The 10,686-nt window shown below is 70.8% G+C and carries 8 protein-coding genes; 4 read left to right on the top strand and 4 right to left on the bottom strand.

What is annotated here, in order from left to right; genetic code table 11:
• The first annotated feature begins 472 nt into the window (after positions 1–472).
• A complete protein-coding gene (locus tag ACIQNU_RS38475) occupies positions 473–2,164 on the top strand; it encodes an AMP-binding protein (protein WP_401375697.1) in 1,692 nt (563 codons plus the stop codon).
• On the top strand, positions 2,161–3,828 hold the full coding sequence (locus ACIQNU_RS38470; RefSeq protein ID WP_401375694.1) for an AMP-binding protein: 1,668 nt from the start codon (positions 2,161–2,163) through the stop codon (positions 3,826–3,828). Before ACIQNU_RS38475 ends, ACIQNU_RS38470 begins: the two co-directional genes overlap by 4 nt.
• A 7-nt stretch (positions 3,829–3,835) precedes the next feature.
• On the opposite strand, the gene ACIQNU_RS38465 is transcribed toward ACIQNU_RS38470, so the two are convergent.
• Both ACIQNU_RS38465 and ACIQNU_RS38460 read right to left on the bottom strand, forming a co-directional pair.
• On the bottom strand, positions 3,836–4,258 hold the full coding sequence (locus tag ACIQNU_RS38465) for a hypothetical protein (RefSeq protein ID WP_401375691.1): 423 nt from the start codon (positions 4,256–4,258) through the stop codon (positions 3,836–3,838).
• A 25-nt stretch (positions 4,259–4,283) separates the two neighbouring features.
• The gene (locus ACIQNU_RS38460; RefSeq protein ID WP_401375688.1) at positions 4,284–5,000 is read right to left on the bottom strand and encodes a hypothetical protein; all 717 of its coding nucleotides are present in this window, start codon (positions 4,998–5,000) and stop codon (positions 4,284–4,286) included.
• A gap of 268 nt (positions 5,001–5,268) precedes the next feature.
• On the opposite strand from ACIQNU_RS38460, the gene gcl reads away from it, so the two are divergent.
• Both gcl and ACIQNU_RS38450 read left to right on the top strand, forming a co-directional pair.
• Entirely contained in the window at positions 5,269–7,047 is a 1,779-nt protein-coding gene (gcl, locus tag ACIQNU_RS38455; protein WP_401375743.1) for a glyoxylate carboligase, read from the top strand.
• Between the two features lie 172 nt (positions 7,048–7,219).
• A complete protein-coding gene (locus tag ACIQNU_RS38450) occupies positions 7,220–7,846 on the top strand; it encodes a YdeI family protein (protein ID WP_401375686.1) in 627 nt (208 codons plus the stop codon).
• A gap of 293 nt (positions 7,847–8,139) precedes the next feature.
• Here ACIQNU_RS38450 and ACIQNU_RS38445 read toward each other — a convergent pair whose 3' ends face one another.
• Positions 8,140–9,597 (bottom strand): catalase, encoded by a 1,458-nt coding sequence (locus ACIQNU_RS38445; RefSeq protein ID WP_401375683.1) that lies wholly within the window; start codon positions 9,595–9,597, stop codon positions 8,140–8,142.
• Between the two features lie 159 nt (positions 9,598–9,756).
• Entirely contained in the window at positions 9,757–10,647 is an 891-nt protein-coding gene (locus tag ACIQNU_RS38440) for a 2-hydroxy-3-oxopropionate reductase (protein WP_401375680.1), read from the bottom strand.
• Between the last annotated feature and the right edge of the window lie 39 nt (positions 10,648–10,686).

Here is a 10,686-nt window from a genome sequence, read left to right as displayed (position 1 = left end):
CGCAGTCGCAGCAGTGCGGTCCGCATTTCCACCGTCTCGGTGCCGTTCGTCTCCACAGGCCCGCTCTTCTCCCGCTCTCCCGCCGTACTCCCTTATCGGTCGGCCGCCCGTCTCGACCAGACCGCCGAAGGCCACCGGCAGTCCCGACGCGCGCCGCAGTCGCAGCAGTGCGGTCCGCATTTCCACCGTCTCGGTGCCGTTCGTCTCCACAGGCCCGCTCTTCTCCCGCTCTCCCGCCGTACTCCCTTATCGGCCGGCCGCCCGTCTCGACCAGACCGCCGAAGGCCACCGGCAGCCCCGACGTGCGCCGCATCCGCAGCAGCGCCGTCCGCATTTCCACCGTCTCGGTGCCGTTCGTCTCCACAGGCCCGCTCCTCTCCCGCTCTCCCGCCGTACCCCCTTCCGGGGGTGGTGAGACCCACGTCACGGATCCCACGATGGTAGGCAGGGGGTCCCGCAACCTGGAGGACACATGACGACGAGCGCCACCGAGGAGTTCCGCGCCGCGCGGGACTTCCTGCTGCGACACCGCACGGACTACCCGGCCGCGTACGAGGGCTTCGCCTGGCCGCGGCCCGAGCTGTTCAACTGGGCGCTCGACTGGTTCGACACCATTGCGCGCGGCAACGACGCCGAGGCGCTGCACATCGTGGAGGAGGACGGCTCACGGGCCGTGCGGACCTTCGCCGAGATGGCCGCGTACTCGGACCGCGCCGCGAACTGGCTGCGGGACCAGGGTGTCGCCGCCGGTGACCGCATCCTCGTGATGCTCGGCAACCAGACCGAGCTGTGGGAGACCGCGCTCGCCGCGATGAAGCTGCGGGCCGTGGTCATCCCGGCGACCCCGCTGCTCGGCCCCGCCGATCTGCGCGACCGGGTGGAGCGCGGCCGGGTCCGCCATGTGATCGTGCGGGCCGCGGACGCCGCCAAGTTCGACGACGTGCCCGGTGACTACACCCGGATCGCGGTCGGCGGGGACGGCGGGGACGGCGGTGACCTGCCGGGCTGGCTCGCCTACGAAGACGCGTACGAGGCGTCGGCGGAGTTCACGCCGGACGGTCCGACCCGGGCCGACGATCCGCTGATGCTCTACTTCACCTCCGGGACCACCGCCCGGCCGAAACTGGTCGAGCACACCCATGTGTCGTATCCCGTCGGCCACTTGGCGACTATGTACTGGATCGGGCTGCGCCCCGGTGACGTCCATCTCAACATCTCGTCGCCCGGCTGGGCCAAACACGCCTGGTCGAACCTGTTCGCGCCGTGGAACGCCGAGGCGACCGTCTTCATCCACAACTACACACGGTTCGACGCGGCCCGGCTGATGGCCGAGATGGACCGGTCGGGCGTCACCACCTTCTGCGCCCCGCCGACCGTGTGGCGGATGCTCATCCAGGCCGATCTGAGCGGGCTGAGGACCCCGCCGCGCGAGGTCGTCGCCGCCGGGGAGCCGCTGAACCCCGAGGTCATCGAGCAGGTCCGGCGGGCCTGGGGCGTCACCATCCGGGACGGTTTCGGGCAGACCGAGACGGCCGTGCAGGTGTCCAACAGCCCCGGGCAGGAGCTGAAGACCGGGTCCATGGGCCGCCCCAGCCCCGGCTACCGGGTCGTCCTGCTCGACCCGGTGACCGGCGAGCCCGGCGCCGACGAGGGCGAGATCTCCCTCGATCTGTCCACGCGCCCCGTCGGCCTGATGACCGGCTACCACGGGGATCCGGAGCGGACCGCCGAGGCGATGGAGGGCGGGTACTACCGGACGGGTGACATCGGCTCCCGGGACGCCGACGGATACATCACCTACGTGGGCCGCTCCGACGACGTCTTCAAAGCCTCCGACTACAAGATTTCGCCGTTCGAGCTGGAGAGCGCGCTCCTTGAGCACGAGGCGGTGGCCGAGGCCGCCGTCGTCCCGGCGCCCGATCCGCTGCGCCTCGCGGTCCCGAAGGCGTACATCGTGCTCGCCGAGGGGTACGCGCCGGGTCCCGACACGGCGAAGCTCCTCTTCGAGCACGCGCGGAGCGTCCTCGCGCCCTACAAGCGCATCCGGCGCCTGGAGTTCGGGGAGCTGCCCAAGACGGTGTCCGGCAAGATCCGCCGGATCGAGCTGCGCGAGGCGACGGCGCGCGGGTCGGCCGATGAGTACCGCGAGGAGGACTTCCGGTGACCGCGACCCCGGCCGCCGATACGGGGGCCGCCCCCGAACTGTCGTACACCCACGGCACCAGCACCACCCCCCTCCTCGGCGACACCGTCGGGCGCGACCTCGACCGCGCGGTGGCCGCGTTCCCGGACCGGGACGCCCTCGTGGACATGCCGTCGGGGCGCCGCTGGACGTACGCCGAGTTCGGCGCCGACGTGGACCGGCTGGCCCGTGCGCTGCTCGCGCGCGGGGTGCTCAAGGGGGACCGGGTCGGGATCTGGGCGGTCAACTGCCCGGAGTGGGTCCTCGTCCAGTACGCGACCGCCCGCATCGGCGCGATCCTGGTCAACATCAACCCGGCGTATCGCGCGCACGAGGTGGAGTACGTGCTGCGGCAGGCCGGGGTGTCGCTGCTCGTCGCGTCGACCGGCCACAAGGGGACGGACTACCGCGCCCTCGTCCAGGAGGTCCGCGAACGCTGCCCCGACCTGCGCGGGACGGTGTTCATCGGCGACCCGTCCTGGGACGACCTGACGGCCGCCGGCACACCGGAACTGACCGCTGAACTGACCGCTGAACTGACCGCACGTCAGGCCGAGTTGAGCTGCGACGACCCGATCAATCTCCAGTACACCTCGGGCACCACCGGCTTCCCGAAGGGCGCCACGCTCTCGCACCACAACATCCTCAACAACGGCTACTGGGTGGGCCGTACGGTCGGCTACGACGAGCGCGACCGGATCTGTGTGCCGGTGCCCTTCTACCACTGCTTCGGCATGGTCATGGGGAATCTGGCGGCCACCTCGCACGGCGCGTGCGTCGTCATCCCCGCGCCGTCCTTCGACCCGGCGGCCACCCTCCGCGCCGTACAGCAGGAGCGCTGCACCTCGCTGTACGGGGTGCCGACGATGTTCATCGCGGAGCTGAACCTGCCCGACTTCGCGGCGTACGACCTGTCGTCGCTGCGCACCGGCATCATGGCGGGCTCGCCCTGCCCGGTCGAGGTGATGAAACGGGTGGTCGCCGAGATGCACATGGCCGAGGTGTCCATCTGTTACGGCATGACCGAGACCTCGCCCGTGTCGACGCAGACCCGCCGCGACGACGATCTGGAGCGCCGCACCGGCACGGTCGGCCGCGCGCTGCCGCACATCGAGGTCAAGGTGGTGGACCCTGTCGACGGAACCACCGTGCCGCGCGGCACGTCGGGCGAGCTGTGCACCCGGGGCTACAGCGTGATGCTCGGCTACTGGGGCGATCCCGCGAGGACGGCCGAGGCGATCGACGCGGGCCGCTGGATGCACACCGGCGACCTCGCGGTCATGCGCGACGACGGCTACGTCCAGATCGTCGGCCGCATCAAGGACATGATCATCCGGGGCGGCGAGAACATCTACCCACGCGAGATCGAGGAATTCCTGTACGGGCACCCGAAGATCGCCGACGTCCAGGTGGTCGGCGTCCCTGACGAGCGCTACGGCGAGGCGGTCCTGGCCTGCGTCATCCCCCGCGACCCCGAGGACCCGGTGACGCTGGACGAACTGCGCGCGTACTGCCACGACCGGCTCGCCCACTTCAAGATCCCCACCGCCCTCCGCATCCTGGACACCTTCCCGATGACGGTCAGCGGAAAGGTCCGGAAGATCGAACTCCGGGAGACGTACGGGGAACAGCGACCGGGTTCGTGACCGGCGGTCAGGAGCTGTGCGCCCCGGTGGTGTCGTACCTGTGCAGCAGCTTGCCGCCCGGACCGTACACAGCGAGGAGGTAGCCCTGGTCCAGGCGCACTCCTTCGCCGGTCAGGAAGGACGCCAGGCCGGTGGCGAAGTCCTCGAACGGCAGGTAGCCGCTCTTCTCGTCGGTCCACACGGTCAGGTGGACGCCGTCCTCGCCCTTCGCGTGCCGGATGCCGTGCACCTGGGAGTCTCCTCCGGCCGCGCGATAGCGGTCGGCCAGCCGACGGCTGTCCCCGGACGGCGCGATCGAGGCCCCGTCCGGCTCGGCGGCGCCGCCCCGCGTGGTCCTGGGCTCGGGGCGGTCGTCCGAGGTGCAGCCCGACGCGACGGCGGCGAGCGTCGCGGCGCAGGCGAGCGCCATCAGGGTGGGGGTTCGCTTCATGGGGTCAGTGTGGCGGTACGGGAGTTCACGCGCCCGTTGAATTCAGCTCGTCCGCAGGGGTGTTGAGGGGCTGCGGGGTTCCCGTCAGGTCGATGGTGAAGAGGGGGATCGACAGGGTGTCGGCGCGGGTTCGGGCGTCCTCCTCGTAGCCCGCCAGGGAGAAGCACATGCACGTCGCGCCTTCCGTCGTGGCCGTGAGCCAGAGGCATTCCACGTCCCGGGGCGAGACGGGGAGCACGGTGGGTGCGACCAGGGCGATGACGCCCGGTGCGGTGAGGGCGACGCCGGACGGGGGCGGGCTGTCGGCCTGGCGGATCTCGCGCCAGCCCAGCCAGCGCAGATAGAGGGCGGCGACGATCACCGCGTCCCGCGCGGTCCGCACCGCCACCGGCTGGAAGGCGGGGCGCGGGACCGGCGCGAGCGCCGGCGGCGGTACATGCGGCGGTACGTGCGGGGGGACACCGGCCGGTTCCGGGTCCGCCGTCTCCCGTACCGGAATGCGCAGGAGTGTGCCGCAGGAGCAGCCCAGCTCGGGGCTCGGCCACTGGTCCTCGCGCCCGCACGCCCGGCACCGCACGGTCACCCAGTCGTCGGCCCAGATCCGGTGGGTCACGCGCAGCGGGGGCGCGCCCGGGACCAGCGGCGGCACGATCGGGGCGCCGCAGGGGCAGGGGAGGGCCGTGGCGGCGTACGCGTGCTCGCGCCGGCAGTCGGGACACCGCACCGGCACGGTCTCGGCCATCGGTTCTCCCAGGGCGGTTCGGCTGAGCGGTTCGACTGAGCGGTTCGGCATGAGCCGGAGGTCACGGGCAGGTCCCCTCATCGTCCTCCTCCCGCGCGGCCCCCGCCCGGGTTTCGGCTCTCTTGACGCTCCTGGCACCGGTCCCTACATTGATTCCATATAGCAGAACATGATTTCCGCAATGTGGAAAAGAGAGGGTGAGGGCTTGCCGCGGGGCGCGACGGGAGCCTGAATCCGACAGCCGAAGCAGGAGTACTCCATGGCTCGTATGACCGCTGCCCGCGCGGCAGTTGAGATCCTCAAGCGGGAGGGCGTCGCCCACGCGTTCGGTGTGCCGGGCGCGGCCATCAACCCCTTCTACAAGGCGCTCAAGGAGGGCGGCGGCATCGCGCACACCCTCGCCCGCCATGTCGAGGGCGCCTCGCACATGGCCGAGGGGTACACCCGTACGCACCCCGGCAACATCGGTGTCTGCATCGGTACGTCGGGACCCGCGGGGACCGACATGATCACCGGGCTGTACTCGGCGACCGGCGACTCCATCCCGATCCTCTGCATCACGGGCCAGGCGCCGACCCATGTGATCCACAAGGAGGACTTCCAGGCCGTCGACATCGCGTCGATCGCGGCGCCGGTGACCAAGATGGCCGTGACGGTCCTGGAGGCCGCGCAGGTCCCGGGCGTCTTCCAGCAGGCGTTCCACCTGATGCGCTCCGGCCGGCCCGGTCCCGTCCTGATCGATCTGCCGACCGATGTGCAGCTCACGGAGATCGAGTTCGACCCGGAGACCTACGAGCCGCTGCCCGTGTACCGGCCGGTGGCGAGCCGCGCCCAGATCGAGAAGGCGCTCTCGCTGCTCCTTGAGTCCGAGCGTCCGCTGATCGTCGCGGGCGGCGGGATCATCAACGCCGACGCGTCCGACCTGCTGGTCGAGTTCGCGGAGCTGACCGGAACGCCGGTCATCCCCACCCTGATGGGCTGGGGCGCCGTCCCCGACGACCACGAGCTGAACGCCGGGATGGTCGGCCTCCAGACCTCGCACCGCTACGGCAACGCGACCTTCCTGGAGTCCGACTTCGTCCTCGGCATCGGCAACCGCTGGGCCAACCGCCACACCGGCTACAAGCTCGACGTCTACACACGCGGCCGTAAGTTCGTGCACGTCGACATCGAACCGACCCAGATCGGCAAGATCTTCGCCCCGGACTACGGAATCGCCTCGGACGCCAAGGCAGCCCTGGAACTCTTCGTGCGGGTCGCGCGGGAGCTGAAGGCCGAGGGCAGGCTGCCCGACCGGTCCGCGTGGATCGCGTCCACCGGCGAGCGCAAGGCCACGCTCCAGCGCCGCACCCACTTCGACGACATCCCCATCAAGCCGCAGCGCGTGTACGAGGAGATGAACAAGGCGTTCGGCCCCGAGACGCGGTACGTCACCACGATCGGACTCTCGCAGATCGCCGGCGCCCAGATGCTGCACGTGTTCCGGCCCCGGCACTGGATCAACTGCGGCCAGGCGGGCCCGCTCGGCTGGACCATCCCGGCCGCCCTGGGCGTCGCCACCGCCGACCCGCAGAGCCCGGTCGTCGCGCTCTCCGGCGACTACGACTTCCAGTTCATGATCGAGGAGCTGGCCGTCGGCGCCCAGCACCGCATCCCGTACGTCCATGTGCTCGTCAACAACTCCTATCTCGGCCTGATCCGGCAGGCGCAGCTCGGACTCGACATCAACTTCGAGGTCAACCTCGAATTCGAGAACATCAACTCGCCCGAGCTGGGCGTCTACGGCGTCGACCACGTCAAGGTCGCCGAGGGCCTGGGCTGCAAGGCGATCCGGGTCACCGACCCGAACGAACTCGGCGCCGCCTTCGAGGAGGCCAAGAAGCTCGCGGCCCGCTACCGGGTGCCGGTCGTGGTCGAGGCGATCCTCGAACGGATCACCAACATCTCGATGAGCCGCACCGCGGACATCAGCGACGTCACCGAGTTCGAGGAGATCGCCACCGAACCGTGGCACGCGCCGACGTCCATCAGGACCCTGAAGGTCTGACAGGACCCTGAAGGTCTGACCGGCCGGGCGAAAACCGTCCGACGGGGTTCCGATGAGCCGTCCACCCGAGCGGGGTGGACGGCCCTTCGGCGTACCGGGCCGGCCCCTTTCCGGCCCCGCCTCGGATAGCGTGAACCGGCCATGCAGGAACCGGACGAAGGGGGTCGTACCGATGACGGGGACGGGGACGGGTAAGGGGACAGAGGCGGCGGGCGGTGGGACCGAGTCGCCGGACGGGGCGGCGGTTCTCGCCTTCACGGGCCCGGCCGCGCTGGAGGAGTGGCTGGAGCGCCACCACGCGGACAGCAAGGGCATCTGGCTGAAACTCGCGAAGAAGGCGTCGGGTGTGGAGTCGGTGACCATCGGCGAGGTCCACGAGGCGAATCTCTGCTTCGGCTGGATCGACGGGCAGCGCCGCGCGTACGACGCCACGTACTACCTCCAGAAGATCACCCCGCGCCGCCCGCGCGGCACCTGGTCGCAGGTCAACGTCGACAAGGTCGAGGCGCTGCGGGCCGCGGGCCGGATGCGGCCGTCGGGGCTCGCCGAGGTCGAGGCGGCCCAGGCGGACGGCCGCTGGGCCGCCGCCTACGCGCCCCAGGCCACCGCCACCGTCCCGCCCGACCTGGAGGAGGCGCTGAGCGCCGCACCGGCCGCGCGGCGGACCTTCGACGCGCTCGGCAAGTCGGACCGCTATCTGGTCGTGCTGCGGCTGATGACGGCGAAGACCGGGAAGACCCGGGCGGCCCGTCTGGAGCGGATGGTCGCGCGCCTCGCGGCGGGCGAGAAGGTGCGCTGACCCGGCGGCGCCCGACCTGGCGGAGCCGCCGGGCGCACGCGGGAGAGCGCCGGGTACGGGATCGTCCGTACCCGGCGCTCGCGGCTGGTCGGACCGCGGCGGTCGCGACGGCCTCCGGTGTCCTGCCCTCAGGTCGAGCAGGGCACCGGCGCCTTCACCACCGCACTGGCTCACGAGCCGCCGCGGTCCTCACCGGGCCCGTACCGCCGGACCACCCCTCAGCCGGGTCCGGGACACGGGCCGGCGCGCAGGGGAGCCGACCAGCCGTCGACTCCCGTGCGCGGTCCGGGAGTTCAGTCCTCGCGCAGCGCGTGGACCGCCTCCTCCACGCGCTTGCCGTACTCGGCGTCCGCCGCGTGGAAGTGGGCGAGGTTCCTCTCGACGACGTCCTCGCGCGAGACCTGAGCCAGGCCGCCCGCGATGTTCGCCACCAGCCGGGACCGCTCGTCGTCCGACATCAGCCGGTACAACTCGCCCGCCTGGAAGAAGTCGTCGTCCTTGGGGTGGGCCGGTGCCGCGTGGGTGCCCGTCCAGCCGGTGACGGCGACCGGCGCCGACAGGGGGCGGCCCGTCTCGACCGGGCCCGCGTACGAGTTGGGCTCGTAGTTCTTGCGGTCGCGCGGGTGGGCGTGGGACGCCATCAGGCCGTCCCGGCCGTAGTTCTCGGCGGTCGTCGCCCTCGGCGCGTTCACCGCGAGCTGGGTGTGGTTGACGCCGAGACGGTAGCGGTGGGCGTCCGCGTAGGCGAAGAGGCGACCCTGGAGCATCTTGTCCGGCGAAGGGCCGATGCCGGGCACGAAGTTGTTCGGCGAGAACGCGGCCTGCTCGACCTCCGCGAACACGTTGTCCGGGTTACGGTCCAGGACCAGCCGGCCCACGCGCCGCAGCGGGTGGTCCTGGTGCGGCCACACCTTCGTCAGGTCGAACGGGTTGAAACGGTAACCGGCCGCCTCCGCCGCCGGCATCACCTGCACGTACACCGTCCAGGACGGGTGCATGCCCCGCTCGATGGCCTGGAGCAGATCGGTCTGGTGGGAGTTAGGGTCCTTGCCCGCCAGCTCCCGCGCCTGCTCGGTGGAGAGCGAGCGGACACCCTGGTTGGTCTTGAAGTGGTACTTCACGAAGAAGGCTGCCCCGTCGGCGTTCGTCCACTGGTAGGTGTGCGAGCCGTAGCCGTTCATGTGCCGGTACGAGGCCGGGATGCCGCGGTCGCCCATCAGCCAGGTCACCTGGTGCGTGGCCTCGGGGGCGTGGGCCCAGAAGTCCCACACGTTGTCCGGCTCCTGGCGGCCGGTGAACGGGTCACGCTTCTGCGAGTGGATGAAGTCCGGGAACTTCAGCGGGTCCTTGATGAAGAACACCGGTGTGTTGTTGCCGACCAGGTCGTAATTGCCCTGCCGTGTATAGAACTTGACGGCGAATCCGCGCGGGTCGCGCACCGCGTCCGCGCCACCGAGGCTGTCCGCCACCGTCGAGAACCGCAGGAACACCTCGGTCCGCAGCCCGACCTCGCTCAGGAAGTCGGCGTACGTGACATCCGTGACGTCGTCCGTCACCTCGAAGTAGCCGTAGGCACCGCTGCCCCGCGCGTGCACCACGCGCTCCGGTATGCGCTCGCGGTTGAAGCGGGCGAGCTTCTCCAGGAGGTGCTGGTCCTGGAGGAGGAGCGGGCCGCCCGCGCCGGCGGTGGCGGAGTTCTGGTTGTCGGCGACCGGGGCACCGGACTCGGTGGTGAGCACGCGCTGCGTCATCTCGGGGAGAGGACCTTCCGTACGGGAGAGATCAGAGGAGAGAGGGGGGGTTGGGAAGGAGGGAATCCGGGCCGCGGGGCGCCTGGGCGCGACAGGACAGATGTCGACGCGTCCGCGGCCCGGAAATCTGGGGTGGGGGATTTGGGGCCGGGGATCCGGTCAGACCTGGGTGCCGGCGAGCCGCTCCACGGCCCGCAGCAGCGCCGAGTGGTCGAGGCCCCCGTCGCCCTGCGCGCGCAGGCTGGCCACGAGCTGCGCCACGACCGCGCCGACCGGCAGCGGGGCGCCGACATTGCGCGCGGCGTCCGTGACGATGCCCATGTCCTTGTGGTGCAGATCGATACGGAAGCCCGGCGCGAAGTCCCGGTTCAGGAAGTTGGCCTTCTTGCGGGTGAGTACCGTCGACCCGGCCAGACCGCCGTTGAGTACGTCCAGCGCGGCCCCGAGGTCGACGCCGGACTTCTCCAGGAAGACCACGGCCTCGGCGCACGCCTGGATGTTCACGGCGACGATGAGCTGGTTGGCGGCCTTCACCGTCTGGCCCGAGCCGTGCGGGCCGCAGCGCACGACGGTCTTGCCGAGCGCGTCGAACAGCGGCTTCGCCGCGTCGAAGTCGGCCTGTTCGCCGCCGACCATGATGGACAGGACGGCCTCGATCGCGCCCGCCTCACCGCCGGACACGGGGGCGTCCAGGACCCGCAGGCCCTTCGCCCCGGCCGCCCGCGCCAGATCCACGGAGGTCTGCGGGGTGATCGAGGACATGTCGATGAGCAGGGCCCCGGACCTCGCGTGCTCCAGGATGCCGTCGGGCCCGTACGCGACGGCCTCGACCTGCGGGGACGCGGGCACCATCGTCACGATCACGTCGGCGTCGGCGACGGCCTCGGCGATCGACCCGGCGGCCGTGCCCCCGGCGGCGCTGAGCCGGTCCAGTTTGGCCTGCTCCAGGGTGTGTCCCGTGACCTGGTACCCGGCCTTGATCAGGTTCTCGGACATGGGCGAACCCATGATGCCGAGACCGATCCACGCGACCTTGGGAAGGGTGCTCATGAGGGTGCCTCTCTATGTCTCAAGCCATGTCTCAAGCCC

Source organism: Streptomyces sp. NPDC091292 (assembly GCF_044757265.1).
Lineage (GTDB): Bacteria > Actinomycetota > Actinomycetes > Streptomycetales > Streptomycetaceae > Streptomyces.
The sequence above is the reverse complement of the archived record's forward strand: the minus strand, read 5'-3'. Positions and strand labels throughout refer to the sequence as shown.

Bases quoted from the DNA above. Each gene is read 5' to 3' on its own strand.
- ACIQNU_RS38465 (WP_401375691.1), bottom strand. From the start codon at position 4,258: ATGAAGCGAACCCCCACCCTGATGGCGCTCGCCTGCGCCGCGACGCTC.
- ACIQNU_RS38445 (WP_401375683.1), bottom strand. From the start codon at position 9,597: ATGACGCAGCGCGTGCTCACCACCGAGTCCGGTGCCCCGGTCGCCGAC.
- gcl (WP_401375743.1), top strand. From the start codon at position 5,269: ATGACCGCTGCCCGCGCGGCAGTTGAGATCCTCAAGCGGGAGGGCGTC.
- ACIQNU_RS38460 (WP_401375688.1), bottom strand. From the start codon at position 5,000: ATGGCCGAGACCGTGCCGGTGCGGTGTCCCGACTGCCGGCGCGAGCAC.
- ACIQNU_RS38440 (WP_401375680.1), bottom strand. From the start codon at position 10,647: ATGAGCACCCTTCCCAAGGTCGCGTGGATCGGTCTCGGCATCATGGGT.
- ACIQNU_RS38450 (WP_401375686.1), top strand. From the start codon at position 7,220: ATGACGGGGACGGGGACGGGTAAGGGGACAGAGGCGGCGGGCGGTGGG.
- ACIQNU_RS38475 (WP_401375697.1), top strand. From the start codon at position 473: ATGACGACGAGCGCCACCGAGGAGTTCCGCGCCGCGCGGGACTTCCTG.